At 74.6% G+C, this 26,881-nt stretch carries 23 protein-coding genes and 1 riboswitch; of the genes, 9 read left to right on the top strand and 14 right to left on the bottom strand.

The genetic code is table 11. The features are described 5' to 3' along the window. Positions 1–151: 151 nt before the first annotated feature. Positions 152–1,153, top strand: coding sequence for a hypothetical protein (locus tag ABD353_RS33275; protein ID WP_344627418.1), 1,002 nt, complete (start codon positions 152–154; stop codon positions 1,151–1,153). A 100-nt stretch (positions 1,154–1,253) separates the two neighbouring features. Next, a complete protein-coding gene (locus ABD353_RS33270; RefSeq protein WP_344627420.1) occupies positions 1,254–1,418 on the top strand; it encodes an SAM-dependent methyltransferase in 165 nt (54 codons plus the stop codon). Positions 1,419–1,458: 40 nt separating this feature from the next. Here the strand turns inward: ABD353_RS33270 and ABD353_RS33265 are convergent, their stop codons facing one another. Next, positions 1,459–2,385 carry an ABC transporter substrate-binding protein gene (locus tag ABD353_RS33265; RefSeq protein WP_344627417.1) on the bottom strand — a complete coding sequence of 309 codons (927 nt, stop codon included), beginning with the start codon at positions 2,383–2,385 and terminating at the stop codon, positions 1,459–1,461. Positions 2,386–2,674: 289 nt separating this feature from the next. Here ABD353_RS33265 and ABD353_RS33260 point away from each other — a divergent pair, with 289 nt between their 5' ends. Beyond that, positions 2,675–3,166, top strand: coding sequence for a YfbM family protein (locus tag ABD353_RS33260; protein ID WP_344627416.1), 492 nt, complete (start codon positions 2,675–2,677; stop codon positions 3,164–3,166). A gap of 232 nt (positions 3,167–3,398) precedes the next feature. Next, positions 3,399–4,766, top strand: coding sequence for a histidine-type phosphatase (locus tag ABD353_RS33255; protein ID WP_344627415.1), 1,368 nt, complete (start codon positions 3,399–3,401; stop codon positions 4,764–4,766). Positions 4,767–4,856: 90 nt separating this feature from the next. Here ABD353_RS33255 and ABD353_RS33250 read toward each other — a convergent pair whose 3' ends face one another. The 4 genes from ABD353_RS33250 to ABD353_RS33235 all read right to left on the bottom strand — a co-directional run bounded on the left by ABD353_RS33250 (position 4,857) and on the right by ABD353_RS33235 (position 8,507). After that, on the bottom strand, positions 4,857–6,071 hold the full coding sequence (locus ABD353_RS33250) for a saccharopine dehydrogenase family protein (RefSeq protein ID WP_344627414.1): 1,215 nt from the start codon (positions 6,069–6,071) through the stop codon (positions 4,857–4,859). Between the two features lie 88 nt (positions 6,072–6,159). Beyond that, positions 6,160–7,089 (bottom strand): hydroxymethylbilane synthase, encoded by a 930-nt coding sequence (hemC, locus tag ABD353_RS33245; RefSeq protein ID WP_344627413.1) that lies wholly within the window; start codon positions 7,087–7,089, stop codon positions 6,160–6,162. A 17-nt stretch (positions 7,090–7,106) separates the two neighbouring features. Beyond that, on the bottom strand, positions 7,107–7,787 hold the full coding sequence (locus tag ABD353_RS33240) for a DUF6629 family protein (protein WP_344627412.1): 681 nt from the start codon (positions 7,785–7,787) through the stop codon (positions 7,107–7,109). 45 nt (positions 7,788–7,832) lie between these two features. Beyond that, positions 7,833–8,507, bottom strand: a complete 675-nt coding sequence (locus tag ABD353_RS33235; RefSeq protein WP_344627411.1) for a thiaminase II/PqqC family protein — start codon at positions 8,505–8,507, stop codon at positions 7,833–7,835. 509 nt (positions 8,508–9,016) lie between these two features. On the opposite strand from ABD353_RS33235, the gene ABD353_RS33230 reads away from it, so the two are divergent. After that, positions 9,017–10,852, top strand: a complete 1,836-nt coding sequence (locus ABD353_RS33230) for a cellulase family glycosylhydrolase (protein WP_344627410.1) — start codon at positions 9,017–9,019, stop codon at positions 10,850–10,852. A 348-nt stretch (positions 10,853–11,200) separates the two neighbouring features. Here ABD353_RS33230 and ABD353_RS33225 read toward each other — a convergent pair whose 3' ends face one another. Beyond that, on the bottom strand, positions 11,201–12,199 hold the full coding sequence (locus ABD353_RS33225; RefSeq protein ID WP_344627409.1) for a hypothetical protein: 999 nt from the start codon (positions 12,197–12,199) through the stop codon (positions 11,201–11,203). 240 nt (positions 12,200–12,439) lie between these two features. Here ABD353_RS33225 and ABD353_RS33220 point away from each other — a divergent pair, with 240 nt between their 5' ends. Together ABD353_RS33220 and ABD353_RS33215 are read left to right on the top strand one after the other, a co-directional pair. Further along, positions 12,440–13,354 carry a hypothetical protein gene (locus tag ABD353_RS33220; protein ID WP_344627408.1) on the top strand — a complete coding sequence of 305 codons (915 nt, stop codon included), beginning with the start codon at positions 12,440–12,442 and terminating at the stop codon, positions 13,352–13,354. Between the two features lie 133 nt (positions 13,355–13,487). After that, complete coding sequence (locus tag ABD353_RS33215) at positions 13,488–13,928, top strand: GNAT family N-acetyltransferase (protein ID WP_344627407.1); 441 nt, start codon at positions 13,488–13,490, stop codon at positions 13,926–13,928. 27 nt (positions 13,929–13,955) lie between these two features. Here the strand turns inward: ABD353_RS33215 and ABD353_RS33210 are convergent, their stop codons facing one another. The 3 genes from ABD353_RS33210 to ABD353_RS33200 form a co-directional block, all read right to left on the bottom strand. Further along, positions 13,956–14,432 (bottom strand): hypothetical protein, encoded by a 477-nt coding sequence (locus ABD353_RS33210; protein WP_344627406.1) that lies wholly within the window; start codon positions 14,430–14,432, stop codon positions 13,956–13,958. Between the two features lie 139 nt (positions 14,433–14,571). After that, entirely contained in the window at positions 14,572–15,945 is a 1,374-nt protein-coding gene (locus ABD353_RS33205) for a glycoside hydrolase family 10 protein (protein WP_344627405.1), read from the bottom strand. Between the two features lie 404 nt (positions 15,946–16,349). Next, positions 16,350–17,564 (bottom strand): glycoside hydrolase family 6 protein, encoded by a 1,215-nt coding sequence (locus ABD353_RS33200; protein ID WP_344627404.1) that lies wholly within the window; start codon positions 17,562–17,564, stop codon positions 16,350–16,352. A 513-nt stretch (positions 17,565–18,077) separates the two neighbouring features. Between ABD353_RS33200 and ABD353_RS33195 the strand changes: the two genes are divergently transcribed. After that, complete coding sequence (locus ABD353_RS33195; RefSeq protein ID WP_425555305.1) at positions 18,078–19,040, top strand: pectate lyase family protein; 963 nt, start codon at positions 18,078–18,080, stop codon at positions 19,038–19,040. Positions 19,041–19,164: 124 nt separating this feature from the next. Here ABD353_RS33195 and ABD353_RS33190 read toward each other — a convergent pair whose 3' ends face one another. The 3 genes from ABD353_RS33190 to ABD353_RS33180 form a co-directional block, all read right to left on the bottom strand. Next, a complete protein-coding gene (locus tag ABD353_RS33190; RefSeq protein ID WP_344627403.1) occupies positions 19,165–20,325 on the bottom strand; it encodes a transglycosylase family protein in 1,161 nt (386 codons plus the stop codon). Position 20,326: 1 nt separating this feature from the next. Further along, a riboswitch (cyclic di-AMP (ydaO/yuaA leader) is annotated at positions 20,327–20,478 on the bottom strand. Positions 20,479–20,969: 491 nt separating this feature from the next. Then, positions 20,970–21,671, bottom strand: coding sequence for a hypothetical protein (locus tag ABD353_RS33185; protein WP_344627402.1), 702 nt, complete (start codon positions 21,669–21,671; stop codon positions 20,970–20,972). A 79-nt stretch (positions 21,672–21,750) separates the two neighbouring features. After that, complete coding sequence (locus ABD353_RS33180) at positions 21,751–23,190, bottom strand: MFS transporter (protein ID WP_344627401.1); 1,440 nt, start codon at positions 23,188–23,190, stop codon at positions 21,751–21,753. A 96-nt stretch (positions 23,191–23,286) separates the two neighbouring features. Here ABD353_RS33180 and ABD353_RS33175 point away from each other — a divergent pair, with 96 nt between their 5' ends. Next, positions 23,287–24,198: a LysR family transcriptional regulator gene (locus ABD353_RS33175; RefSeq protein WP_344627400.1), complete on the top strand. Its 912-nt coding sequence runs from the start codon at positions 23,287–23,289 to the stop codon at positions 24,196–24,198. A gap of 99 nt (positions 24,199–24,297) precedes the next feature. On the opposite strand, the gene ABD353_RS33170 is transcribed toward ABD353_RS33175, so the two are convergent. Both ABD353_RS33170 and ABD353_RS33165 read right to left on the bottom strand, forming a co-directional pair. Continuing rightward, complete coding sequence (locus ABD353_RS33170; protein WP_344627399.1) at positions 24,298–25,809, bottom strand: glutamate synthase subunit beta; 1,512 nt, start codon at positions 25,807–25,809, stop codon at positions 24,298–24,300. A gap of 193 nt (positions 25,810–26,002) precedes the next feature. Further along, on the bottom strand, positions 26,003–26,881 hold an 879-nt coding region (locus ABD353_RS33165; RefSeq protein ID WP_344627398.1), incomplete at its 5' end, for an MMPL family transporter.

The raw sequence follows: 26,881 nt of genomic DNA, 5'->3' as shown, positions 1-26,881 counted from the left end.
CTGGTCGGTGAGCGGCGCGGACTCGGCGGGGGTGGCCTCGGCGAGCCGGCCGCCCACCCGCGTCGGGACGTACCCGACCGTTCCGCGCCGACCGGTCGGGCCGCCGTGCGATGATCGCCCGGTGGAGCGAGCGACGAGGGGCAGGCGACGGATGCGCAGCGGTGCGGCCGCCGCCGGGGCACTGCTGATCCTGCTCGGCCCGGCCGCGCTGCCGGCCGCCGCCGACGAGCGGCCGGAGCGCCTCTTCACCGTCCACGACAAGCGGATCACCGAGTCCAGCGGCCTCGCCGCGAGCCGGGCCCACCCCGGCGTGTACTGGACGCACAACGACAGCGACGACGGCCCGTACGTGTACGCCGTCGACGGCGAGGGCCGCACCGTCGCGACCGTCACCCTGCGCGGCATCAAACCGCGCGACGTGGAGGCGATCTCGCTCGGCCCCGACGGCCGGCTGTACGTCGGCGACATCGGCGACAACCTCGACGGCACCTGGCCCGAGGTGTGGATCTACGCCTTCCCCGAGCCCGCCGAACTCCACGACCAGACGGTCACCGCCGTCCGGTACAAGGTCCGCTACGAGGACGGCCCGCGCGACGCCGAGGCGCTGATGGTGCACCCGGTCACCGGCCGCGCCTACATCGCCAGCAAGAAGCAGTCCGGCGGCGGCCTCTACCAGGGCCCGGAGGCGCTCTCGCCGACCGGCGTCAACACCTTCAAGCGGATCGCCGACGTGCCCTGGGTGACCGACGGCGCCTTCTCGCCGGACGGCCGCCGACTGGTGCTGCGCGGCTACTTCGGCTCGGACCTGTACGCCTGGGACGGCACCCCGAAGAAGCTCCGCTCGCTGGACGTGCCCTTCCAGCGCCAGGGCGAGTCGGTGACCTTCTCCGCGGACGGCACCGCCGTCCTCTACGGCAGCGAGGGCAGCGACAGCGACGTCTGGCGGCTGCGCCTCACCCAGGACGCCGCACCCGCACCGTCCGGCAGCCCGGCCGCCGCCCCCTCGGGCGGCGCGCAGACGTCCTCCGGCCGGGCCGCCGGCTCCGGATCCGGCTCGGTCGGCGGTACCGACCACGCGCTCGCCGCCCTGATCGCGGTGGCCGCGGCGATCGGCCTCGCCAAGCTCTGGTCCGGCCGGAGGAAGGGGAGCTGACGATCCGTCGGATCGCCGGACGGGCGCCCGGGCGGGCGGCCGGGCCGCGATCCGTTCGTGAGAGCGTCGCCGGTGACGTCGCGGCCGCCGACCGGGACGGCTGACGGCCGCCCCGCGCAGCCGCGACGAGGTCGCCGCCTTCCTCGGCGACCGGGAGGTCCTGGAGCCCGGCGTGGTGCCGGTGACGGCCTGGCGGCCGGACGGCGAGCCGCCCGCGGACCCGAAGGCCGCCCGGTACCGGGCGGCCTTCGCGCGCAAGCCCTGACCGGGGAGGGCCTCCGGCGCCCCCGCACCGCGGCGGGTGCTCAGCGGCCGCCGTTCACCACCGCACTGGAGACCGCACCGGTGTGCAGGTTCCACCGCTCCAGGATCCGGTCGTACTCGCCGTTGCGGATCAGCCGGTCCAGCGCCTTCGCGACGGCCGTGCGCAGCTCGGGGTCCGCCTTGTTCACCGTGATCGCGTACGGGCTGGACTGGATGTGGTCGCCCGTCAGCTGGAACCGGCCGCCGCGCACCGCCGAGGTGTTGAACTGGGCCACCGGGTAGTCGTTGAGGTCCGCCACCGCCGTCCCGTCCGCGACCTCCGCCAGCGCCAGCTCGTCGTTGGCCAGCTGGTGCACGTCCAGCTTCTTGTCGTACCGGCTGCAGGCGCCCGCCTGGCGGATCGCGATCTCCGCCTGCACGGTGCCCTTCTGCACCGCGACGGCGTGCCCGCACAGGCTGTCCAGGCCGTTGATCCGCTCCGGATTGCCGGCCTTCACCAGGATCGAGGTGCTGGTGAAGAAGTAGTCCACGAAGTCGACGCCCGGCCCGGAGGTGCGGCCCCCGTCGTCGATGCCGTTCTGCCGGTCGGTGGTGTCGATCACCGCGGACATCGCCAGGTCGACGTCCTCGGACTGCAGGGCCGGGATCAGCCGGTCGAAGGGCATGTCGACGAACTCGATCCGCAGCCCGAGCAGCTTGCCGATCGCCGCGGCCAGGTCCGGGTCGAGGCCGGCCGGCCGGCCGTCGGCCTCCTTGTAGTCCACCGGGGCGTAGTTGAGGTACGAGCCGATCCGCAGCACACCGGCCTTGCGGACCGCCTTCGGCACCCGGTCGCGCAGGTCGGACGAGCCGTCCGCGGCCGGCGAGACCGCACTCGCGCAGCCGGACAGCAGCAGGCCGGCCGCACCGGCGGCCGCGAGGGTGCGCCCGGGCACGCGGGCGCGCCGGGGCAGGGGTGAGTGGTGCATGGTGAGGGAGCTTCCTGAGGGAGGGAAGAACGGAGGAAGACTGATGGCACTCACGCCGCCGAGGCCGCAGGGTTACGCGGCGCGGACCTGGTCCCGTCACCGGAGGCCGCCGCAGGATGGGCAGGCGGCCTGGTCGACCGAGGTACGCCACCGGGGGCGGACCGCCCATCCTTCCACCCCGGACGCCACCGCGGCCCCCGGGGTCCCTACCCGGCGGTAGGCCGCGCGCCGCTGTCGGAGGCCCGCGCTAACGTCCCCGACCGACGCCGATGCCGAACGGGGAGGACCGATGGGCTGCCGAGGAGTGCACTTCGCCCTGACCGCCGAGCAGGCCGAACGGCTGCTCGCCGCCGGGGACGACCGGGCGGTGCTCGCGGAGGTCGCCGGGATCGAGGAGGCTTGGGACACCGACCACCTCGCCGAGACCGACAAGGCGTGGGACGCCATCCACCGCTGCCTCGCCGACGGCACGCTGTCGTACGACGGCGGCGACCACCCGCTCTCGCACGCCGTCCTCGGCGGCCTGCCGCTGTACGACGGGGACGACCACGTCGTCGTCCTCACCACCCCGCAGGAGGTCGCCGACGTCGCCGCGGCCCTCGCCGGGATCGACGAGTCCCGGCTGCGCGAGCGCTTCTTCGCGCTCGACCCGGAGGACTACGACGGCGCCCGCGACGAGGAGGACTTCGGCTACACCCGGTACTGGTTCGGCGAACTGCGCGCCTTCTTCGCGCGCGCCGCCGCCGACGGGCGGGGCGCGGTGTTCACCGTCAGCCAGTGATCGGAGCAGTGGCCGGACCGGCGACCGGCCCCGCCGGGCCCGGCAGGACCGCAGCACACCGCTCGCTGGCGCGCCGGCGGGAGGCGGGTCACGGTGGGGGGAGGACGGGCGGCCGGCGTTCACCCGGTGATCATCCGGGTCATGCCGGGCGGTGGGGCGGAGTTCCGGCCCGGGTGTGAGGGGGGCGGAGGTTCTCGGTCGACGGACCGGTACCCCGGTCGAAGGGTCTGTTGTGAAGCGCACCGCCTGGTTCACCGCCGCCACCGCCACCTCGCCGGCCGCCGCCGGGGTGCCGACCGGGGGCACCGCCTCCGCGCACGACCGGTCGGGCGGCCCGCGGGCCGAGCGGGACTCCTACGGGACCAGGGCGCCGTACCTCCCGCAGGGACGGCCGGGCCACTACCAGCCGGTGCCGAAGGGCTACACCGCGGTGTTCACCGAGAACGTCGCCCGGCACGGCTCCCGGGCCATGACCGACGGCGAGGACGGCGACGCGGTGCTCGCGCTGCTCGCCGAGGCCCGGGAGAGCGGCGGCCTGACCGACCTCGGCCGCAGGCTCACCCCGCAGGTCCGGTCGTTGCTGGCCGCCGCCGCCGGGATCGGCTACGGCAACCTGTCCGGCCTCGGCGTCCAGGAGCACCGGCAGACCGCCCTGCGGCTGGAGCAGCGGCTGCCCGGACTCTTCGACACCATCGCCGCCACCGGCGAGCCGATCGTGGTGGAGACCTCCGGAGTGGCCCGCGCGACCGCCAGCGCCGACGCCTTCACCGCGGGCCTGACGGCCGGCCGGCCCGCACTGGCCGACGTGATCGGCGCACCCGTCACCGACAAGGACCTGCTCTACTTCCACAAGCAGCCGCAGAACGCCGACTACCGGGCGTACCTGGCGAAGGACCAGGACCTCGCCGCCGTGCTCGCGGCCGTCGACGGCATGCCGCGCACCGCCGGGGCCGCCCGGCACACCGTCGGCCGCCTCTTCCGCGCCGACTTCGCCGCCACGCTGACCGCCGACCGGCAGATCGCCTTCGCCCGCTCGCTGTACGCGCTGTACAGCGCCGCGCCGGACCTCGCCGTGGAGGCGCCGGACGTCGACCTGAACCCCTTCCTGGCCGACCGCGACGCCCAGTGGTTCGGATACCTCGACGACGCCGAGGAGTTCTACCAGAAGGGCCCCGCCTTCAGCGGCCGCACCGTCACCCACCGGATGGCGGGCGTCCTGCTCGCCGACCTGTTCGCCCGGGCCGAGGCCCGGGCCGCCGGCACCAGCCGCAACGGTGCGGTGCTGCGCTTCACCCACGCCGAGGAGATCGAGCCGCTCGCCGTCCTGCTCGGCCTGCCCGGCAGCACCGTGCCCGCCGAGGCCGGCGAACCCTACAGCTACCGGAACAACCCCTGGCGGGGTGCCGAGGTCTCGCCGATGGCCGCCAACATCCAGTGGGACCTGTACGCGGGCACCACGGCCGGGGGCGCACCGAGCCACCTCGTCCGGATGTTCTACAACGAGAAGGAGACCGCCTTCCCGGCGTCCTGCACGCCGGTCGCCCCGGGCAGTCACTTCTACGAGCTCGGCGAGCTGGAGCGCTGTTTCGGACGCGCCTGACGGACGGATCCGCCGGCCCGCCCCGCCCCGCCCCGCTCCCGCCCTCGCTCCAGCCCCGCTCCGTCCCGTCGGGGCGGGCCGTGCGGTCGCTCAACGGCCCGGGGCGGCCGTCGGCGGCGCGTCCAGCACCCGGAAGGAGATGCCCGCCGCGACCAGCCGGTCGATCAGCGGCCGGCCCATCGCCACCGCCGTGGTCAGCTGCCCCGCCACCGGAGGCAGGTCGTCGTACGCCAGGCAGAGCGCCGACTCGGCGAGCATCTTCGCCGTCTCCTGGTAGCCCGGGTCGCCGCCCGACACCTCGGTGAAGACCGTCCGGCCGCCCTCCGCGTGCGCCACGAACCGGACGGCGAACCAGGACCGCGCCCGCTGCTCCGCGCTCGGCCCCTCGCCCGGGCTGCGCAGCCGACCCAGCGCCCGGCGCAGCACCGGCAGCTGGGCGGCCACGGCGACCGCCGCCACCGCGGCGACCCCGCCCAGGGCGATCGGCAGCCGCCGCACCGCCGCGTAGTGCGCGTAGCCGAAGTCCGGGCCGTACTCGTCCAGCGCGGCGGCCGAGCGGGCCACCACCTGCGGGTCGATCGCGGGCATCGGCACCGCCCAGGCCCGCGCGGCCCGCGACCGGTGCGGCCGGCCGACCGGCGTGCGCACCAGCCGCCCCTTCGGCCGCGGCTCGACCGCGCGGCGCGCCCGGGCGGCCTGCGCCATCGCCCGCGGCCGGGAGAAGGCCGTCATCGCCGAGGCGAAGGTGCCGCCGGAGATGGTGCCGCCGGCGCGGACGAAGCCCTCCACCGAGAGCCGGGCCGCCGGGCCGCCGCGGCGCAGCAGCTCCTCGACGGTGAACAGCACACCGAGGTCGTGCGGCACCGAGTCGAAGCCGCAGGCGTGCACCAGCCGCGCCCCGCTGGTCACCGCCCGCTCGTGGTGCCGCAGGTACATCCGGTCGACGAACTCCGGCTCGCCGGTGAGGTCCACGTAGTCCGTGCCGTGCTCGGCGCAGGCCGCCACCAGCGGCTCGCCGTACCGCAGGTACGGGCCGACCGTGGACACCACCACCCGGGCGGAGGCGGCCACCTCGCGCAGCGCCGCGCGGTCCGCGGCGTCCGCGACCAGCAGCGGGAGGTCCGCGCAGCGCGGGTCGATCTCCGCCAGCCGCGTCCGGACGGCGGCGAGCCTGCGCTCGTCCCGCCCGGCGAGCGCCCAGCGGCAGTCCCGGGGCGCGGCCCGGGCCAGGTACTCGGCGGTGAGCCCGCCGGTGAACCCGGTGGCACCGAACAGGACGAGGTCGTACGGGCGCGGCGCGGCCATCAACAGTCCCTACTCGCGGGTAATCGACTGCGCCACGCTAGGAGTCCGTCGTGGCACTGTCAACGACCGGGACGCGGCGGCCGCGCACTCAGTGCGCGATGCCGTCGATGAGCTCCTGGGCGCCCTGCCGCTTCAGGGCGAGGGCGGTCGAGGTGCCGAGGTCCTCCGGGCTGAGGGCGCCGGCCCACTCGTGGGCGTCCAGCACCCGCTTGCCGTCCGGCGAGAACACCCGGCCGCGCATGGAGAGCCGCCCGTCGTCCTCGGCCCGCGCGTAGCCGGCGATCGGCGCGTTGCAGTGGCCCTGCAGCACGTGCAGGAACATCCGCTCCGCGGCCGCCTCGCGCCAGGTCCGCGGGTCGTTGAGACCGGTCACGGTGTCGACCGTGGCGGTGTCGTCCTCGCGGCACTGCAGGACGAGGATGCCGGCGCCGATCGGCGGGCACATCGCCGCTACGTCCAGCACCTCGCTGATCCGGTCGGCGAGGCCGATCCGCTCCAGGCCGGAGACGGCCAGCAGCAGCGCGTCCGCCTCACCGGCGTCCAGCTTCGCCAGCCGGCTGTTGGCGTTGCCGCGCATCGGCACGCACACCAGGTGCGGGTGCGAGGCGGCCAGCTGGGCGATCCGGCGCACCGAGGAGGTGCCGATCCGGGTGCCGGCCGGGAGTTCGTCCAGCGTCAGCCCGCGCGGGTGCACCAGGGCGTCGCGGATGTCGTCGCGCGCCAGGTGCGCGGCGAACACCGTGCCCGCCGGCAGCGGCCGGTCGGCCGGGACGTCCTTCAGGCAGTGCACCGCCAGGTCCGCCTCGCCGGCCAGCAGCGCGGCGTCGACCTCCTTGGTGAACGCGCCCTTGCCGCCGAGCGCCGCCAGGTCGCCCGTCCAGCGGTCGCCGGAGGTGGTGACCGGCACGACCTCCGTCCGGATCCCCGGGTGCAGCACGGAGAGTTCGGCGCGGACGCGCTCGACCTGGGCGAGGGCCATCGGTGACGAACGGGTGACGATGCGCAGCGGTTCGGCCATGGGGAGATGATAGGCCGTCACTTACCCGCGCCCGGACCGCGGCCCGCCGCACCGGCCGGCACCGGCGGGCCCGTTCCGCCCGCCCAGCCCAGCAGCAGGACGGCCGCGACGGCGGCCAGCGCGCACCAGGTCGAGGCGAAGGCGAGGCGCCACACCACGGCGCACACCACCGCGCCCGCGCCCAGGGCGAGGCCGAGCCGCCGCAGCGCGGCGTCCCCGCTCAGCAGCAGCGCACCGACGGTGGCCAGCAGGTATCCGGCGGTCAGCAGCGGAGCCGCGGGCACGCCGACCGCGTACGCCAGTGTGTGGTGGCGGACCTCCGCCGACACCGGGCGGCGCAGCACCGCCACCGCGAGCGGGACGGCGACCACCGCGCCCAGCACGGCGAGCGCACCCAGCGTCCGCCGCCGCGGGTGGCCCGGCCCCGCCGCGCACCACACCCCGAAGGGCACCAGCAGCGGCAGCAGCGGCAGCGCGATCAGGGCCCACACCGTGCGGGCGGCCAGGGCCGGTCCGGGCCCGATCCGGCCGTCCTCGCCGAGCCAGACCGCCGCCTCCACCAGCTGGTGCACCCCGAGCAGCAGCGGCAGTGCGGCCAGCGGCACCCGCCGCGGATCGCGCACCCGAAGCAGGCAGACCGTGCCGAGCCCGGCGACCACCGCCCCGGCGGCCGCGTCCGCCTCCGCACTCCAGCACATCCGGCCTCCTCGCGAAGGGCCGCCGAGGGTCGCCGAGGACGGGCCTCAGCGTCCGTACCGACGGGCCGGGGCGTCCGCGAGGGTGTTCCAGAACATCAGCTCGTACGCCTGCAGCAACTGCCCGTACTCGCGGCCCGCGCCGATCCGTCCCCCGTCCGGGGACAGCGCCTCCAGCACCGCCACCGCCGCGTCCTCCGCGGCCGGTGCCGGGCGGGCGAAGAAGTCGAAGAAGGCGCAGTCGGTGTCGTCGAAGCCGTAGTGGCGGCGCAGGCCCGTCGCCACGGCCGCGCAGTAGCCGCCCCAGGCGGCGAAGTTGGCGGTGAGGGCGAGCACCACCCCGGCCGGGTCGCCGTTCAGCGCGAGCCAGGCCAGGTAGGCGGGGTACGCCTGGCAGCCCGGCAGCGGCTTGCGGGCCGCGGCCTCGCGCGGCGACAGTCCGCAGCGGGCGGCGAAGGCTTCGAGCATCCGCAGCGCCTCGCCCTCGCCGTCGGCCAGGCCGGCGAAGTACGCGCCGCCGGGGTCGTCCGCGCAGCGGGCGGCCAGCACCAGCAGGCTCCGCCGGTCGCTCCCGATGATCCGGTACTGCTGGGCGGCGAGCTCCGCCAGGACGGTCAGCGGGGCGGTGCCCGCCGCGATCTCGGGGACGAGGCGGTTCTCCCGTTCGCCGGGGGCGAGCTCCCGGCGGACGTCCTCCAGCACCTGGCGCGGTTTGCGGCTCATGCTCGGCTCCTCCACTGTCGTCGGCCTGCCCGACGCGCTCCCGTCTGCCCGGGCCGCCGCGCCCCACACGGACGTCCGCGGGCCGGCCGCCCGGCCAGCGTAGGCAGGCCGTGTCCGATCGGCGGGTTCCCGGCCCGGCGTGGCGGCACCCGGGTACCGATCGGCGCAGCCCGCAAACTCTGGGAGCGCTCCCAGTAGCGCCCGTCGATCACCCCGCGATCCTTCATTAGTCGTACAGGTCAGGCCGCCCTTTCCGGTCGGGGTGGTGGTTTGGGGCTTAATCCTTCATGTATTGAAGTCTGTTGGTCGTATTGACGGCTGATCCGCCACTGGCTTTGATGAGGGCGACTCCGGCGCACAACCCTGTCTCTTGTGGGAGCGCTCCCGCAGTGATGGGGTGCCGGCATCGGCACTCTCGTACCACGGATCGCCCCCCACCCGCCGGGCGCCCGACCGCCGACTTCCCCCGGCGGCGGCGCCCGGACAGCCTCCAGAGAGGAACGAGACCCATGCGCCTTCAGCTGCGCCGGCGCCTCACCCGCCGGCTCGGCCGCGGTGCCGCAGCCCTCGCCGCGGCCACCGCGGTCGTCGCCGCCCCGACCGGCCTGCAGGCCGCGCATGCCGACACCCCCGCCGCCCCGGCCGCCACCGCCTCCGCGGGCGCCGGGTACTGGCACACCAGCGGCCGGCAGATCCTGGACGAGGCCGGCCAGCCCGTCCGGATCGCCGGCATCAACTGGTTCGGCTTCGAGACCGGCAACTACGTGGCGCACGGCCTGTGGAGCCGCGACTACAAGAGCATGATCGACCAGATGAAGTCGCTCGGCTACAACACCATCCGGCTGCCGTACAGCGACGACATCTTCAAGGGCACCCAGCCCGCCAGCATCAACACCTCCGGCGGCATGAACGCCGACCTGGTCGGGCTCAACTCCCTCCAGGTGATGGACAAGCTGGTCAACTACGCCGGCACGGCCGGCCTCAAGGTGATCCTCGACCGGCACCGCCCGGACTCCGGCGGCCAGTCGGCCCTCTGGTACACCGCCGCCGTCCCGGAGTCGACCTGGCTCGCCAACCTCAAGTCGATCGCCGCCCGCTACGCCGGCAACTCCGCCGTGGTCGGCATCGACCTGCACAACGAGCCGCACGACCCGGCCTGCTGGGGCTGCGGCGACACCGCGACCGACTGGCGGCTGGCCGCCCAGCGCGGCGGCGAGGCCGTCCTCTCGGCCAACTCCAAGCTGCTGATCTTCGTCGAGGGCGTGCAGACCTTCAACGGCAGCTCCACCTGGTGGGGCGGCAACCTGCAGGGCGCCGGCCAGTACCCCGTCCAACTCAGCGTCGCCAACCGGGTGGTGTACTCGGCCCACGACTACGCGACCAGCGTCGCCCAGCAGCCGTGGTTCTCCGACCCGACCTTCCCGGCCAACATGCCCGGGGTCTGGGACAAGAACTGGGGCTACCTCTTCAAGCAGAACATCGCCCCGGTCTGGGTCGGCGAGTTCGGCACCACCCTGCAGTCCACCGTCGACCAGCAGTGGCTGAAGGCCCTGGTGCAGTACCTGCGGCCCACCGCCCAGTACGGCGCCGACAGCTTCGGCTGGACGTTCTGGTCGTGGAACCCCAACTCCGGTGACACCGGCGGCATCCTGAACGACGACTGGACGACCGTCAACACCGTCAAGGACGGCTACCTCGCCGACATCAAGGCGCCCGGCTTCGGCGGCACCGGCGGCGGGGGCGGAGGCGGCGACACCACCGCACCGACCGTGCCGACCGGGCTCACCGTCACCGGCACCACGGCGAGCAGCGTCTCGCTCTCCTGGACGGCCGCCACCGACAACACCGCCGTGACCGGCTACGACGTCTACCGCGGCAGCACCAAGGTCGGCAGCAGCACCACCACCGCCTACACCGACGGCGGACTGACCGCCGCCACCGCCTACAGCTACACCGTGCGGGCCAAGGACGCGGCCGGGAACGTCTCCGCCGCCTCGACCGCCGTCACCGCCACCACGGCCGGCTCCGGCGGCAACGCCGGCTGCAGCGCGGCGCTCACCCTGAACGACTGGGGCGCCGGCCTGACCGCCAACGTGACCGTCACCAACACCGGCACCACCGCCACCAAGGGCTGGAAGGTCGTCTGGCAGTGGCCCACCGGCCTCAAGGTCACCAGCAGCTGGAGCGCGGACGTCCAGCAGAGCGGACAGACCGTCAGCGCCGCCAACCTCTCCTACAACGGGGTGATCGCCCCGGCCGGCTCCACCACCTTCGGCGTCCAGGCCACCCGCACCGACAGCGGGGCCGTCGCCACCGCCGTTCCGACCTGCACCGCCACCTCCTGACCCGCGGCGCGGACCGGTGACCTGACCCCCGTTCCGCGCCCGGCCACGACACCGCCGCCCTGGTCGGCGGGCGCCCGGGGGGGGGGGGGGCCCCCACGACACCGCCGCCCGGGAGCCCGCACTCCCGGGCGGCGGTGTCACCCCATGCCCGCACGGGCACCGGGCGGTGCGGTCAGCGAGCGCTCGGCGGCCCGGCGCCGTCGGCACAGGCCCTGACACGACGTGACCCCGTCACCCCATGGCCCGTCGGCTCACCGGCAGTCCGCCGAGCCGACGATCCGGGCCTCGCCGGGACACGCACGCGGGGGCCGTGGCCCTGGGGACGACCGGGTACCGGCGGTCGAGCTGCTAGCCGAGGGACCAGCGCACGACATCGGTGCCTTCGACGGTGAGCCAGCTGCCGTCACCCGCGGAGACGACGGCCCGGGGCCGGGTCGGCACGGGGTACTCGACCTCGCCCAGCGGTTCGAGGGACGGCGCCCGGAGCACCACCGTGGCCGTGGCGCGGCCGTTGTCGGTGAGCGTGGCCAGCACGGTGGACGGGTCGTAGTAGTCGAAGACGTAGTTCCAAGGCTGTCCCCGGAGGAGGACATCGGCCGCCGGGCGCTCGATGATGAGTTCCGCGCTCGGGAAGGAGTGGGTGGACAGGGTGGTCCAGCCCTGGTTGAGGTAGTGGTGGCCGTTGGGGGCGACGGCCACCGGCAACCGGTCGCGGCGGCCCATCAGGTCGGTGGGAGTCTTGATCAGGCGATTCCCGTCGCGGCGCACCCAGTATCCGAAGCTCCCGTCCTGCCCCTCACTCACCACGGCTCCGAAGTGGCGGCCATCGGGGTGGGCCAGGAGCCGCGAGTACGACATCTCGCTGTCCACGGAGGTGCGGGCGAGGACGTCTCCCGTCGCGGCGTCAAGCACCCAGCACTCGTCGCCCCAGCCTCCCTCGTCCTCCTCCTCGTCGTCGAGGTCTTCGTCGTCGTCCGGCTCGTCCCAGTCCTCGTCCTGGTCGACCGGCCGCACAGTGGCCCACAGTTCGGTGCCGTCGAGTGAGAACGCGCAGGCACCGAGCCCTGGAGGGAAGTCGCTCCACGAGCCGTGCTTCCGGCTCCAGTCGACGGTCGTGCCGGACACCCGGACGCTGTCCTCACCGGAGGCAGCCAGCAGGCCGGCGTCAGGGGAGACGGCGTAGGCCGCGACGCCCGGCGGGAGAGGCACACGAAGCCGGCGGACTTCCTCGAGGTGGTCGTCGAGGACGACTGCTTGCTGCGGGTCGTCCTGGCACGTCACCCACCAGCCACCCCCGGCCAGCGGCCGAACGCGCGCCACCTCGGCGGGCAGGCTGATCCTGTTCATCAATCGCGCAAGCACAGGGAGTCACGCTACCGCTGCCCCGCCGCCTCCACACACGTGCCTCCTGCCCAACGGGACCAGACCCGCACCCACTGACCTGCCGACTCCGGTGCCGGACGGGATCGGACGCTCCGGGGGCGGAAAAGTCCGTTGTCGGTGCGTCCCCGTACTGTCAGACTCCCTTCGGCCTCGGCGGCAGACGCACCGGGGCTCGTCGTGTGTTCCCAACCATGGGGGGATCAAATGGAGTTCACGCTGCCCGCGCGCTCTCTCGGCAGGACGGCCGCCGGTGTGGCCCTGGCGCTGGCCACGGCTGCCGGTACGACCGTCCTCGTCGGCGGCGCCGCTCACGCGCAGACCGTCACCTCCGGATCGCTGAGCTTCGGCGGCGACCAGGGCGACTGGATTTCCGGGGGCGAGACCCACGACTTCGCCACCGACGCGCAGGACCGGTTGGACGTCTACGCGAGCACTGACCACCGGGCCATCGGCCTGTCGGTCAACGGCGCCCACGGCAACTGGTGGAACCTGGACCTCAAGGCCCCCGAGGGCAAGGCGCTCGGCGTCGGCCAGTACACGGGGGCGACCCGGGCACCCTTCTCCGGCCCGGCCGAGCCCGGTCTGGAGCTGTCCGGCGACGGCCGCGGCTGCAACACGCTGACCGGTTCCTTCACCATCACCGACGTGGCCTTCGGCCCGAACGGCTACGTGCAGACCCTGGACGCCACCTTCGAGCAGCACTGCGAGGGCTCGACGGCCGCTGCCCGCGGTGAGGTGCACATCCACAACGCGGCTCCGCCCGCGGAGCTGAACCTCGGCCTCGGTGTCGCTGTGGACGGCAGCGCGAGCACGCTCAACGGCAAGGCCACCGTGCACGGCACCGTCACCTGCAACAAGCCGGCCTCGGTGACCGTGTCCGGGCAGGTGTCGCAGGTGAGCCACCGGGTCCTGATCCGCGGCTCGTACAGCACCACCGTGGCTTGCGCGCCCGGCGCTCCGGTGGCGTGGCAGGCGAAGGCCGACCCGACGGGCACCACCCCGTTCCAGAAGGGGGACGCCGAGGTCGCCGCGCAGGCCTCCTCGGTCGACTCCGACTACGGCACCACCGCGACGGCCGGCCAGACCGTGGCCGTCCGCCTCGCCAAGAGCGCCGGCTGACGGGCCGGAGCGGTGGGGGCGCGGGAGGACGATCCCGCACCCCCACCGCTCCGCGACCGGCTCGTACGTCGGCCGGATCGGCCACCGTGAAACACGGTTGACGGTGCGCGGGAGCCGCCGCTTGGCTGCCGTCATGAGTGATCTCCACATCCGGCCGGTGGACGGCGATGCCTCGATCGAGGCCTGGCGGCACGTCCACAACGTGATCATCCCGACCGCACCGCTCTCGCTCGACGAGGTGCGGCGGAACGCGGACCGCTACCACCTGGAGGTCGCCCGCCTCGGCGACGACCCCGTGGGATGCTCGACCGTCCGCCCGCCGACCGCGGAGGAACCGGCCGCGACCGTGATCGCCCGGGTCCTGCCGGAGTACCGCGGCCGGGGCATCGGGACGGCGATCCACCGCCGGTGCCTCGAACAGGCCCGCGCGACGGGCGCCGAGCGGATCGAGACGATCGTCCTGGCGTCCAACACCGAGGGCGTCGCCTTCGCCCTGGCGCAGGGCTTCGTTCAGGTCGAGGAGTACCTGCTGCCCGGCGACACGGTGCCCTTCCTCACGCTGCGCCTGCCCTGAGCCGGACGAGGGCCGGATGCCGGCGGGTCACAGCAGCCGGACGAGGGCCGGGAGCACGATCGCCACGGCGATCGGCACCGCGCCGATCAACACGAAGGACAGGCCGAGCCTGCGGGTCTCCGGGATCTCGACGGTCCGTTCGCGGTGGCGGAGGCGGGCGAGATCGGCCTTGGTGCCGGGTTCGAAGCCCCCGCCGGCCCGCGGATGGCGGACGACCGGGCAGGGGCCGCCGACCGCCAGGTCGGGGCGGAGCGGCACCCACAGCGTGCGCCGGAGGGTCTCGCCGTCCGGGAAGTCGACCGTGACGGTCGCGTTCATCCGCCGTTCGTCCCAGCTGATGTACCGGAGCTCGACCACCCGCGCCGCGGCCTCCGTCCCGTTCTCCTCCAACGACGCGAGGCGGCGGATGCGCGCACACGACGCGGGGAGGTTGAGCAGGACGAGGAGGCCCAGGCAGAACGGCAGCAGGCCCAGCACGGTCAGCACGATCCTCAGGACGGTCATCCGCCGGAACGTACCCTGCCGCACCGACACCCGGTAGGTGCCGCCGACGGCCGGGCCGGTACACCCCGGTGCGGCACGGCGCGGAACGGCACGGCGGCCGGGAAGCCGCCGTCCCGTCCGCCGTGCCGGTGGCGGGGGATCAACCCGCCGTGCAGGCACCCACCTTGGGGGCCGTGGTGTTGCCGTTGGACGTCACCGTGAAGCCGAAGCTGGTCGACGCGCCGGCGGCCAGGCTGCCGTTGCCGTTGGGCTTCACCGTCATGACGTTGCCGCTGCTGTCCCAGCTCGGTGAGCCGTTCCAGGTGGCCGACACCTTCTGCGGCGGGGTGACGGTCACCGTGACCGTCCAGGAGGTGATCGCGGTGCTGCCCGCCGTCACCGTCACCTGCCCGTTGAAGCCGCCGTTCCAGCTCTGCGTGAGGCTGTAGGCGGCCGTGCAGGAGCCCGAGCCCGTGCCGCCTCCGCCGCCCCCGCCGCCCGAGCCCGAACCGCCGAGTGCGGTCAGCACCGCGGTGTACGCGGCCTTCTTGCCGTAGTTGCCGTCGAACAGCAGCGGGGTGCCGCTGCTGCGCCACGAGTACTTGTCGGTGATGCCCCACACCGTGATGCCGGTGCACCGGGTGACGGCCAGGCAGGCGTTGACCACGTCGGTGTAGCTGGTGGCCTGCGCCGAGCCGGAGCCCTCGATGTCGAGTTCGGTGATCTGCACGTCCACGCCGAGGTCGGCGAAGCGCTGCAGGTTGGCCCGGTAGTCGCTCGGCACCGGCGAGGCGCTGTTGAAGTGCGACTGGAAGCCCACGCAGTCGATCGGCACGCCGCGCTGCTTGAAGTCCTTCACCATCGCGTAGACCGCGTTGCTCTTCGCGTTCTGCCCGTCGGTGTTGTAGTCGTTGTAGCAGAGCTTGGCGTTGGGGTCGACGGAGCGGGCGGTGCGGAACGCCTCCTCGATGTACCCGTTGCCGAGCTTGTCCTGGAAGGGCGAGCTGCGCCGGGCGCCGCTGCCGCCGTCCTGGAAGGCCTCGTTGACGACGTCCCAGGCGTAGATCTTGCCCTTGTAGTGCGTCATCACCTGGGTGATGTGGTTGTTCATCGCGGTGCGCAGGTCGGCGGCGGACAGGCCGCCGACCCAGCCGGGAAGCTGGGAGTACCAGACCAGCGTGTGGCCGCGGACCTTCATGTTCTTGCCCTGCGCGTGGGCGACGATCTGGTCGGCGGACGCGAAGTTGAACGAGTTGCGGGTGGCCTCGACGGCGTCCCACTTCATCTCGTTCTCCGGGGTGACCGCGGTGAACTCGGTGTCCAGGGTGCTCGCGTAGGCGGACTCGCCGAGGTGGCCCGCGGCCACGGCGGTGCCGAAGTAGCGGCCCTTGGCGGCGGCTGACGCGCCGAGCGTGCTCGCGGCGTCGGCGGTGCCGGCCGCACCGGCCAGGCCCGCCGCGGCGAGCACACCGGCCGTACCGGCCAGCAGCACGCGGCGGAGCAGCCCCGGGGCACCGGGGGAGCGGTGGATCATCGACAACCTCTTCTTCCGTCGGCCGGACGGCAGTGGGGCCCGTCCGGACAGGCTGGGTGGGACCTGTTGCGGTGCTGTGCGTCCGCCACGCGGCCAGCGGCGGGAGGTCGATCGCCGACGAGTATGTCTCTCTTGTCGAATGCGGGTCAATACTGATTTTCGAAGTGATTGGCGAAAGTTTCTATCGATCGATGGCAGGCTTCGGTGCTTGCTGTAAGCGAAGCCTGACGGGGCGGCGGGCCTTGGTTCTGGCCGGGTTTGGCCAGAAGTGGCGCGGCTGTTGTCGAAAACTTTCGCTCGTGTGTGGGCATGCAGAAGGGCCGGGCGCCGCAGCGGTGCTGTGGGCGTGCGGCGCCCGGCGGGCGGCCCGGTGGGTGGGGTCCGGGGCCGCCGATGGGGGATGGTCAGCGGTGCGTGCCGGCCGGCAGGCCGAAGGCCAGCGCGGGCGAGGCGTTGGCGGCCAGGGTGTGGGCCTGGGCGGGCCACCACGCGCCGGCGGCCGGGTCGGCGGCGCCGTACTCGGGATCGGTGCCGCCGGTGGTGCCTCGGGTGCAACTGCCGTCGGACTCGCCCGGCACCTTGACCCAGAGGAAGGCGTCCAGCAGCGGCGTGCCGGTGTCGGCGGTCGGACGGGTGCCGAGGCCGCGGCCCGGCGGGTTGCACCAGGTCTGCGGGTCCGGGTAGGTCGCGGTGGGCGTCCACGGGCCCTGCCCGTTGCGGCTGCTGTCGACCACGAAGTGCGGCAGCTTCGCGTCGGCGGGGACGTGGGCGGTGTACCAGGCGTCCGCGTCGGCCTGCGGCCAGTACTGGTTGGCGCAGTCGTCGGCGACCGCGCCCGGGGTGTGCGAGAGGTACCAGCTGCACTTGGCGACCTGGGTGCCGTAGCGGACCAGGTCGGCGTCGCGCTGGTAGTTGGAGACGTTGAGGAAGAAGCCCTGGGCGCGCTCGACGCCGCCGTCCACCAGCAGCTTCGCCATGGTGCCGGTGGACTGCCAGGCGCTGTGGCCGGCGTCCAGGTAGACGGCCGCGTGCGGCTGCTCGGCGAGCCGGTCGACGGCGCCGTTGATCTCGGCGAGCCGGTCGGCCTGCTGTTGGGCGGTGCCGCCGCAGTAGGCGGGGCTCAGGGCGAGGCCGTCCGGCTCCAGGACCACCACCGTGCGGCGGTCGCCGATGCCCCGGGCGAGGCCGTCGACCCAGGCCGCGTACTCGGCGGAGTCGGAGGCGCCGCCGGCGGAGTACTGCGAGCAGTCCCGGCCGGGCACGTTGTACGCCACCGCCACGGGGGTCTGGTGCTGCCGCGCGGCCCTGGCCTGCAGCTGCGCCATCGCGGTGGTGGTCTCCTGCGGGGTCGCGGTGCCGTTGAACCACTGGGCCACCGGGTACGAGCCCATCTTCGCCATGGCGAGCGCGTTGCCCCAGTCGCCCGCCCCGAGGTCGGCGGCGGCCTGATGCAGGGCCTTGCTGTCGAGGTCGACGTAGAAGCTGGTGCCGGGGCCGGGTGCCCGGCCCGCGGCCCGGTCGCTGCCGGGGGCGGCGGACGCGGTGGCGGGCAGGCAGCAGACCGCGGCGGCGGCGACGGCGGCGCTCGCGGCCGCGATTCGACGGCGTGGGCGGGACACGTGCGGCTCCTAGGGCTGGCGTACGGGCTGCGCAGGGCGAGGGTGCGGGCGACTCGTGGGAGCGCTCCCAAGCGCGAGGGAAGTTCTAGTCGCAGCCGTCCGCCGCGTCAAGGCTCCGCGCAGGACGGGTGGTTGGGCGCCGGGCCGGCAGGCGTGCGGGGCTCCGGGCGCCCTCGGGATGTTTGCGGCCGAGTCGTTCACTCCGCTGAATCCGCTGCCTGGGCCTGCGGGCGTCGAGGAGGCGCGCTGCGATCAATGTTCCGCTGTGTCACAGGCATTGACGCACTGTCAGGTTCGCGCCTACGGTCTGGCCATGGATGAAACCATCGTTCATTGATGTGAACGTCGATGGTTGACTCCGGGGTCGCCCCCGCCCGTGCGGATCGTCCGGGCCCGACCCCGCCCCCCGTCCGCCGTGCGGTGTCGAGCAGGCCTGCCGCCGCCCGCCGGGCGGTACCCCCCACCCGTCCTATCGAGGGACTGATTGTCATAATCGCAACAGTTCGACGTGCCGTGCCCGGACGCCGGGCGCTGGCCGCCGCCGTCGGCGCCGTGCTGGCCGCCGGCCTCACCGCCACCACCGCCGGGCCGGCGCAGGCCGCCGCCTACGAGAGCTCCCCGTACGGCTACGCCGCCGGCACCACCGGCGGCGCCGGCGGCAGCCGCACCACCGTCACCACCCTGGCCGCGCTGAGGACCGCGGTGGCCGGCAGCGCCGCCAAGACCGTGTACGTCTCCGGCACCATCGCGCTCGCCGGGCAGGTGGACGTCGGCTCCAACACCAGCGTCATCGGCGTCGGCGCGGGCTCCGGCCTCACCGGCGGCGGACTGCGGGTCAAGAACGCCACCAACGTGGTGCTCCGGAACCTGAACATCAGCAAGGCCGTCGGCACCGACGCCATCACCGTCCAGGCCTCCACCAAGGTCTGGGTGGACCACAACGACCTGTCCTCCGACCGCAGCCACGGCAAGGACTACTACGACGGCCTGGTGGACATCACGCACGGCTCGGACAACATCACCGTCTCCTGGAACAAGTTCCACGACCACTACAAGGTCAGCCTGGTCGGCCACTCCGACGGCAACGCCGCCGAGGACACCGGCAAGCTGCACGTCACCTACGGCCACAACTGGTTCGACAACGTCAACTCGCGGCTGCCCAGCGTCCGTTTCGGCACCGCCCACGTCTACAGCAACTACTTCGGCAACGTCGGCGACAGCGCCGTCCACTCGCGGATGGGCGCCCAGGTGCTGGTCGAGCGGAACGCCTTCGCCGGCTCCTTCGAGTCCGTCACCACCACCGGGGACAGCAAGACCGACGGCTACGCCAACCTGTTCCGCAACGACCTCGGCTCGACCACCACCGACATCACCCGGACCGGCAGCTTCACCGCCGCGCCCTACGCCTACGACCCGACCGGCGCGGACACCGTGGCGGCCGTGGACACCGCGGGCGCCGGCACAGGCCGGATCTGACGCCGGACCGGTGCGGCACCGGCCGGACCCGGTGCCGGCCGGATCCGACGCCGGAACAGCAGGACGCCGGCGGTCCCGGGAGCGTCCCGGGGCCGCCGGCGTCGGTGCGCCTGCGGTGCCGCTGTTACTTGATCTTCAGGACCTGGCCGGGCTTGATGAGGTTCGGGTCCTGGCCGATGGTGCCCTCGTTGCCGTCGTAGACCTGCTTCCAGCCGCCGAGCTTGTTCTTGTCGGAGATGTCGGAGAGCGTGTCGCCGGCCGCCACCGTGTACGTGTCGGGCTGCGCGGCGGGCGTGGTGGCCTGCGGAGCCGGGGTGGCCGTGGTGGCCGTGGTGGCCGTGGTGGCGGCCGGGTCGGCGGTGGTGCCCGGGCCGGTGGTGGCCGGCGCGGTGGTGCTCGGGGCCGGCGTGCCGGGGGTGGTGGCCGGCGCGGTGGTCGCGCCGGGGGTGACCGGCTGGCCCGTGATCGGGTCGATGACCGGGGGCGCGGCGTCCGGTGCGGCGGTGCCCGGGGCGGGCGTGCCGGGGGCCGTGGTGGTGCCCGGCACCGGGGCGGTCGTGGTGCCGGTCGGGTCGGGGGTGACCGGGAGGCCCGTGATCGGGTCGATGGTCGGAGGCGTGGTGGCGTTGCCCTGTGCGGCGGGCAGGGTCGGCGCGGTGGTGGCCTGGCCCGGCGCCGTGGACTGGCTCTGGGCGGTCGGGGCCGTCGGGCCGGTGTAGTAGTCGTAGATCTCCTGGCTGGTCGTCCAGTACCACTGACCGTCCACCAGGTACCAGTAGACGCCGCTGGCGTCCCGGCCCTGCATGCCGGTGAAGACCGGCGCCGAGGCGCCGCGGTCGGTCGGCGCGGTGGTGGCGGCCGGCGCCGTCGAGCCCTGGGAGTCCTGGTCGACCGTCTCCGGCTTGCCCTCGCCGGTGAGGCCCGCGGACTTGCCGCAGTTGCCCCAGGCCTTCGCGCCGCGGTCTTCCAGGACGCGCTCTGCGACGGCGATCTGCTCCTCCTTGGTGGCCCGGTCGGGCGTGGAGGCGAACTTGTCGCCGCCGTAGGCGACCCAGGTGCGCAGGTCGAGCTGGAGGCCGCCGTACTCGCCGTTGCCGACGCTCTTGCCCCAGTTGCCCGCGCTGGCGCACTGGGCCACCGCGTCCCAGGTGGTGACCGGGGCGGCGTGGGCGCCCGTCGCGGTGAGCAGCGGGATCGCCAGACCCGCACCTGCCACACCTGCGGCCGCGACGGCGCGCTCGGTCTGGGTGGGGCGGCGGTGACGGCCCGAGCCGATGAAACCCATCGAGTTCCCTCTCCGCACGCCTGCGAGGTGAGCTGTCGGGTTCGGACCGGGAGGTGGCCCGGCCGCACTGAGGCGGCTTCACCCCTAGCCGTGTGGGGGCGGCGTCGAAACTGGGTCCCCCGTCCCTGCCCAGGGTCTGGTCGGTGACCCGGTCGACGCGGTGGGCAGGGTTCGGCGTGCCGCGCCTCGGGCGCCCGTGCTGTCGGGCTGAGGTGGACATTAGAGGGATCATCACTGCGATAACAAGCCAGCATCCCGAACATCACACAATCATCACGAGTGCTTCGGTGCCGCATGCGTGCATTTCGGCCGCACGCCGCCCCGCGCGCCACTGCCCGCCCGCGCGGCGCCGCAGGTCGCGGGGGGCGGCAGCGGCCCTGACGTGTCCGCGGCGGCGCGGATCGGACGAATTCCGTGGAAATTCCCTGGGAAATTCCCGGTGGCATTTCTGTGCGGCGGGGCGGCGAAGTCGGCCGAAAATGCACGCATGCGGGGCCCGGCGGGTCCGCCGCCGGGCCCCGCCGGGACGATCACGGCACGAACCGAGGGTCCGGCGCGGACCGGAACGGAAGGTTCGGGTCCGCCGGGCGCCCGCGGCGGCCATCCGTTCGTGTCGGAACGGGGATCGCGCGGCGGGTGTCCGCTCAGCCCTCCGCGGGCCAGCAGGCCCGCACGTCGGCGGCCTCCGCCGCGGTCAGCGGCCGGTGGCCGAACACGACGTCGTCCTCGTCGAAGGACCACTCGGCGTACATCAGCAGCACCGACCGGCCGTCGCCCTCCCACAGCACCGCCCGGCGGCCCAGATCGCCCTGGGCGGACCACTCCACGTACCGCAGCGGACCGCGGCGGACGCTGCAGCGGTCGACGGAGGCGCCCTCCGGAGGGAACAGGCCGGCGACCGAACCGGCCGAGGACGGCGCCCAGCGCTCCCGCACCTCCGTCAGCCGCACCACCTCCTCGACCGCGACGCGCACCCAGGCCCCGCCCGGGCGGGCGTCGGCCACCGCCAGCGGGGTGCAGCGGACCAGGGCGTGCTCCGGCAGCCCGTCCGGGTCGTCGGGCACCCCGTTCAGCGCCGTCGCGGCCGGAGCGAACAGGCACCAGAACGGCCCCTCGACGAGCAGCGGACCGTCCAGCCCGAGCATCCGCTCCTCGCCGGCCACCGGCATCCGGTCGGTCTGCGCGACGCCCCGCCCCTCGTACGGCGACTCGGCGCAGTCGGGATCGGGCCAGCGGGCGAGGGCGGTTCCGGCGGCCGCCGCCCACGCGGGCGCGGGCGAGGCGGACCAGGCGCGGCGCGGCGCACAGCCGCAACCGGCGCCCGCCACGGAGACGATGAGGGTCATGCCCGCATGGTGGCAAACCGGCCGGAGCCCGCGCCCCGCGGGGCGCCCCACCGCCCCGGCCGCGGGCCCGTACGGGCCGTCAGGCCGCCTCGGTGGCGGGCGCCGGTGCGGGAGCGGGCCGCTCGGCGGCCGGCCGGCCGCGCAGACCGGCGAGGACGGCGAGCGCGGCGAGCAGCACCGGCACGGCGACCACCCGGAGCCCGGTGGCCATGCCCGCGGTGAACTCGGCCGGGCCGTGGGCCGCGCCGCCGGTACGGGAGGCGAGCACCGTGCCGACCACGGCCACGCCGAGCGCCGCACCCAGCTCCCGGGCCGCGGTGTTCAGCCCGGCACCCAGCCCGGCCTGCCCGGGCGGGAGTTCGGAGACCACGGCGTGGGTCAGGCCCGGGGCGGACAGCCCCATGCCGGCCGAGAGCAGCAGCAGCCACAGCGCGTACACCGGGTACGGGGTGCCCGGGCCCGCGGTGGAGACGCCCAGCAGCCCGGCGCCGATCAGCGCCAGCCCGCCGCCGGCCACCCACCGCACCCCGTGCCGGGCCTGCAACCGCCCGGCGAAGCGCGGCACCAGCGCCATGCCGACGGTCAGCGGCACGATCGCGAAACCGGTGCGGGCCGGCGAGTAGCCCTTGGCGTACTGCAGGAACTGCGAGTTGACGAAGAACAGCGCGAACAGGCCGAAGAACGAGGCCGCCGTGCCCAGCACCGCGGCCCGCAGCCGCCGCGAACGGAACACCCGCGGGTCGACCAGCGGCCGCCGCGCCACCAGGCCGTACCGGGTGAAGGCCGCCAACAGGGCGGCGCCGAGCGCGAATCCGACCAGCACGGGCACCGAGAGCCAGCCGTGCGAAGGGCCCTCGATGATGCCGTACAGCACGGCGGCGGTGCCGGCGACGAGCAGGGCCGACCCGGCCGGGTCGGGGGAGGCGGCGTGCCGCGGCAGCTCGGGGACGGTGCGCAGCACCGCCGCCGCGAGCAGGACGGACAGCGGCACCATCGCCCAGAACAGCGCCTGCCAGGGCAGGAACTGCGCGGTCAGGCCGCCGCCGACGTTGCCGGCCAGCCCGCCGAGCCCGACCGCGAGGGTCCACGAGGCGAGGGCCTGGACGCGCCGCTCGGGGCCGGCCAGGTGGACGAGGACCGCCATGGTGGCGGGCATGACGAGGGCGGCACCGGCGCCGGAGACCGCGCGGCCCGCGATCAGCGCGGCCACCGAGCCGAGCGAGCCGCCCGCGGCGCTCAGGCAGGCGCCGGAGGCGAACAGTGCGAGGCCGACGAGCAGCGCCCGCCGCCGCCCCCACCGGTCGCCGCAGGCGCCGGCCGGGATCAGCAACCCGGCGAAGACGATGACGTAGGCGTCGACCGTCCACAGCAGGGCGCCGGGGGAGGGGTGCAGGGCGGAGGCCGCGAGCTGGGGGATCATCAGGTTGATCGCGGCGACCATGCTCTGGGCGACGAGCACGCAGGCGCACATCGCGAAGAGGGTGGACCGGCGGAGGGCCGGTGGGGCGCTTTTGGACATGACGGACGGGCTCCTTCCGGAGCAGAGGCGTCTGGGTTCCCGTCCACGCTAGGCGGATGCTTGGATTGCTTCCAGTGCATGTTTCGCAAGAGAGGAATGCGTCCAGTGCAATCCGGAATGGACCTCAACCTGCTGGTGGCGCTGGACGTCCTGCTGGAGGAGTGCAGCGTCTCCGGGGCGGCGGCCCGGCTGCACCTCTCCGAGCCGGCGATGAGCCGCACCCTGGGCAGGATCCGCAAGGCCCTCGGCGACCCCGTGCTCGTCCGGGCCGGCCGCTCGATGGTGCCGACCCCGCACGCGCTGGCCCTCCACGCGGAGGTCCGGGCGGTCGTGGAGCGCGCCCGCGGACTGTTCAGTGCCGCCGGGCAGGTCGACCTGCGCACCCTCGACCGGACGTTCACCGTGCTCGCGCACGACGCCTTCGCCGCCGCGCACGCCGCCGCACTGTTCGCCCGCACCGCGGCGCAGGCGCCCGGCGTCCGCCTGCGGTTCCTCGGCGAGAGCCACGTGGACGCGCCCGCCCTGCGCGAGGGCACCGCCGACCTGGAGGTCGGCGTGATCGACACCACCGCCCCCGAGGTGCGGGTGGAACAGCTCTACGAGGACCGGATGCTGGCCGTCGTCCGGCCCGGCCACCCGCTGCTCGACGGGCCGCCGACCCCGGAACGGTTCGCGGCCGGCCGGCACCTCGGCGTCTCCCGCCGCGGCCGCCTGCACGGACCGATCGACACCGCACTCGCCGAACTCGGCCTCTCCCGCACGGTGGTGGGCACCGTGGCGACCTACCCGGCGGCACTCTTCGTGCTCCGGAGCACCGACCTGGTCGGCCTCACCACCACGCGCAGCCGCGGCCTCGCCGAGGCGCTCGGACTGGTGACGGTCGACATCCCGCTCGACCTTCCGGCCCTGCCGTTCGGCCTGGCCTGGCACCCGCGGCACGACGCCGACCCGGCGCACGCGTGGCTGCGGGGCTGCATCCGCGAGATGCTCGCCGGCGAGGGGCTCTGAGCCGGCCGGGATTTGTACGCGGGCCGTATCCGCATCGCGCAGTTCGCCAGCCTCCGGCCGGGAGGTGCCCCTGGTGGGTTGAGCCCGCGGGCGTGGTGGTCAGGCCGGGAGCGGGGGGACGTCCTCGGAGGTGATGGCGTGGTCGGCGGGGGTGACGGGGGAGGGGAGTTCGTCGCGGCCGGTGAGGTAGCGGTGGACGGCGGCCGCGACCGCGCGGCCCTCGGCGATGGCCCAGACGACCAGGGACTGGCCGCGGCCGGCGTCGCCCGCGACGAAGACGCCGTCCGGCCCGGCGGCGAAGCGGTCGTCCCGGGCCAGGTTGCCGCGGGTGTCCAGGCCGAGGCCCAACTGCTGCGCCAGGCCGGTGTCGTGCTCGGGGCCGGCGAAGCCGAGGGCGAGCAGCACCAGGTCGGCGGGGAGGGCGTGCTCGGTGCCGGGCGCCGGGGCCCGGCCGCCCGGTTCGGTGTCGGCGAAGCGGACGGCCGAGACCTGTCCGCGGGCGTCGGCGTCGAAGCGGACGGTGGCCGAGGCGTAGGCCCGGATGTCCGGGTCGGGCAGGTCGGGCGGGCGGAGCTCGGCCGCCTCCTCGTGCGAGGTGGTGGCCCGGTGGACCTTGGCGTGGACGGGCCAGGGCTGCGTCTGCGGACGGTCCTCGGGCGGGCGCGGGTGGATGTCCAACTGCCTTACGTCCAGGGCCTCCTGGCGGAGCGCGGTGCCGACGCAGTCGGCGGCGGTGTCACCGCCGCCGATCACCACCACGTGCCGCCCGTGGGCGTCGACCGGGGACCGGTCGAGGTCGCCCGCGACCACCCGGTTGGCCAGCGGCAGGTACTCCATGGCCTGGTGGATCCCGGTGGATTCCCGCCCCGGCACCGGGAGTTCGCGCCAGGCGGTGGCGCCGACGGCGATCACCACGGCGTCGCAGCCGGCCCGCAGCTCGTCCGCCGGCAGGTCCCGGCCGACGGACACGCCGGTGCGGAACCGCGTTCCCTCGGCGCGCAGTTGCTCGATCCGGCGGTCGAGCCGGTGCTTCTCCAGCCGGAAGTCCGGGATGCCGTAGCGCAGCAACCCGCCGGGCCGGTCGGTGCGTTCGTAGACGGTGACGGTGTGGCCGGCCCGGGTGAGCTGCTGGGCGGCGGCGAGCCCGGCGGGGCCCGAGCCGACCACCGCGACGGTGCGCCCGGTGCGGCGCTCCGGCGGCCGCGGCGGCTCCAGCCCGTGTTCCCAGGCGTGGTCGGCGATGGCGAGTTCGACGTTCTTGATGGTCACCGCGTCGGCGTTGATGGCCAGCACGCAGGCGCTCTCGCAGGGGGCGGGGCAGAGCCGGCCGGTGAACTCCGGGAAGTTGTTGGTGGCGCCGAGGCGCTCCACCGCGTCGCGCCAGTCGTCGGCGGAGACCAGCCGGTTCCACTCGGGGACGAGGTTGCCGAGCGGGCAGGCCTGGTGGCAGAACGGCAGCCCGCAGTCCATGCACCGGGCCGCCTGGCCGCTGATGATCGGGAGCAGCGCGCGCCGCTGGTAGACCTCCTCCCAGTCGTGTACCCGGGCCGCCACCGCCCGGCGGGCGCGGAGCAGCCGGGGCGTGTTCAGGAACGCCTTGGGGTCGGCCATGGTCGGCCTCCAGCGGTGCGGTTCGCCGCCGGGCGTCAGGGCGGGGAGGGCCGGGCAAGAGGGGTGCACAGGAGCGGGGGCGCGGGGCCGGGGGAGCGCGGGTCGGCGGTCGCAGCCGGGCGGGCGTGCGCACGGTGCCGTGTGGCCACCGTACGCCCGCCCGCCCGGCTTGGACAGTGGGGCGGTGCCCCGCTCAGCGGGCCGCCGGCACCTGCTCGCCGACCGGCTCGGCCGGGCTGTCCGACGGGTCGATCCGGGCCGGCCACCAGGCGCGCGGCCCCAGGTCGTGGACGAGCGCCGGGACGAGCAGCGAGCGGACCAGCAGGGTGTCCAGCAGGACGCCGAAGGCGACGATGAAGGCGATCTGCACCAGGAACGCCAGCGGGATCACCCCGAGCGCGGCGAAGGTCGCGGCCAGCACCACACCGGCCGAGGTGATCACCCCGCCGGTCGCGGTGAGCGCCCGCAGCACACCCTCCCGGGTGCCGTGCCGCAGCGACTCCTCGCGGGCGCGGGTCATCAGGAAGATGTTGTAGTCCACGCCCAGCGCGACCAGGAACACGTAGCCGTACAGCGGGACGGACGGGTCGGTGGCCGGGAAGCCGAACACGTGCGGGAAGACGACCGCACAGACGCCGAGCACCGCCAGGTAGGAGAGCGCGACGGTCGCCGCCAGCAGCAGCGGTGCCACCAGCGAGCGCAGCAGCACGATCAGGATCAGCAGGATGCAGACCAGCACCACCGGCACGATCACCGTGCGGTCCCGGGAGGCCGTGGCCCGGGTGTCCTCCTGCTGGGCGGTGTAGCCGCCGACCAGGGCGTCGGCGCCGTCCACCGCGTGCACCGCGGTGCGCAGCCGCAGCACGGTGGCGACGGCGGCGTCGCCGTCCGCCGGGTCGGCGAGCGTGGCGTCCAGCCGGACGAGGCCGTCGACCGCCTTGGCCGGGCCGCCGGGCGCTCCGCCGGTGAAGGCGGCGACCGCGCTCACCCCGGGCACCGCGCGGGCGGCGGCCTCGACGGCGTCCCCCCGGTCGGGCCTTACGACCATCACCCCCCGGGTGCCCGGGCCCCC

The organism is Kitasatospora arboriphila (genome assembly GCF_039528095.1).
GTDB lineage: Bacteria > Actinomycetota > Actinomycetes > Streptomycetales > Streptomycetaceae > Kitasatospora > Kitasatospora arboriphila.
Note: the sequence above shows the minus strand (reverse complement) of the source record. Positions and strands in the feature narration are given on the sequence as shown.

Excerpts from the sequence above, each read along its gene's own strand:
- ABD353_RS33275 (WP_344627418.1), top strand. The coding sequence starts at position 152 with ATGCGCAGCGGTGCGGCCGCCGCCGGGGCACTGCTGATCCTGCTCGGC.
- ABD353_RS33265 (WP_344627417.1), bottom strand. The coding sequence starts at position 2,385 with ATGCACCACTCACCCCTGCCCCGGCGCGCCCGCGTGCCCGGGCGCACC.
- ABD353_RS33260 (WP_344627416.1), top strand. The coding sequence starts at position 2,675 with ATGGGCTGCCGAGGAGTGCACTTCGCCCTGACCGCCGAGCAGGCCGAA.
- ABD353_RS33250 (WP_344627414.1), bottom strand. The coding sequence starts at position 6,071 with ATGGCCGCGCCGCGCCCGTACGACCTCGTCCTGTTCGGTGCCACCGGG.
- hemC (WP_344627413.1), bottom strand. The coding sequence starts at position 7,089 with ATGGCCGAACCGCTGCGCATCGTCACCCGTTCGTCACCGATGGCCCTC.
- ABD353_RS33240 (WP_344627412.1), bottom strand. The coding sequence starts at position 7,787 with ATGTGCTGGAGTGCGGAGGCGGACGCGGCCGCCGGGGCGGTGGTCGCC.
- ABD353_RS33235 (WP_344627411.1), bottom strand. The coding sequence starts at position 8,507 with ATGAGCCGCAAACCGCGCCAGGTGCTGGAGGACGTCCGCCGGGAGCTC.
- ABD353_RS33230 (WP_344627410.1), top strand. The coding sequence starts at position 9,017 with ATGCGCCTTCAGCTGCGCCGGCGCCTCACCCGCCGGCTCGGCCGCGGT.
- ABD353_RS33225 (WP_344627409.1), bottom strand. The coding sequence starts at position 12,199 with ATGAACAGGATCAGCCTGCCCGCCGAGGTGGCGCGCGTTCGGCCGCTG.
- ABD353_RS33220 (WP_344627408.1), top strand. The coding sequence starts at position 12,440 with ATGGAGTTCACGCTGCCCGCGCGCTCTCTCGGCAGGACGGCCGCCGGT.
- ABD353_RS33215 (WP_344627407.1), top strand. The coding sequence starts at position 13,488 with ATGAGTGATCTCCACATCCGGCCGGTGGACGGCGATGCCTCGATCGAG.
- ABD353_RS33210 (WP_344627406.1), bottom strand. The coding sequence starts at position 14,432 with ATGACCGTCCTGAGGATCGTGCTGACCGTGCTGGGCCTGCTGCCGTTC.
- ABD353_RS33205 (WP_344627405.1), bottom strand. The coding sequence starts at position 15,945 with ATGATCCACCGCTCCCCCGGTGCCCCGGGGCTGCTCCGCCGCGTGCTG.
- ABD353_RS33190 (WP_344627403.1), bottom strand. The coding sequence starts at position 20,325 with ATGGGTTTCATCGGCTCGGGCCGTCACCGCCGCCCCACCCAGACCGAG.
- ABD353_RS33185 (WP_344627402.1), bottom strand. The coding sequence starts at position 21,671 with ATGACCCTCATCGTCTCCGTGGCGGGCGCCGGTTGCGGCTGTGCGCCG.
- ABD353_RS33180 (WP_344627401.1), bottom strand. The coding sequence starts at position 23,190 with ATGTCCAAAAGCGCCCCACCGGCCCTCCGCCGGTCCACCCTCTTCGCG.
- ABD353_RS33175 (WP_344627400.1), top strand. The coding sequence starts at position 23,287 with ATGCGTCCAGTGCAATCCGGAATGGACCTCAACCTGCTGGTGGCGCTG.
- ABD353_RS33170 (WP_344627399.1), bottom strand. The coding sequence starts at position 25,809 with ATGGCCGACCCCAAGGCGTTCCTGAACACGCCCCGGCTGCTCCGCGCC.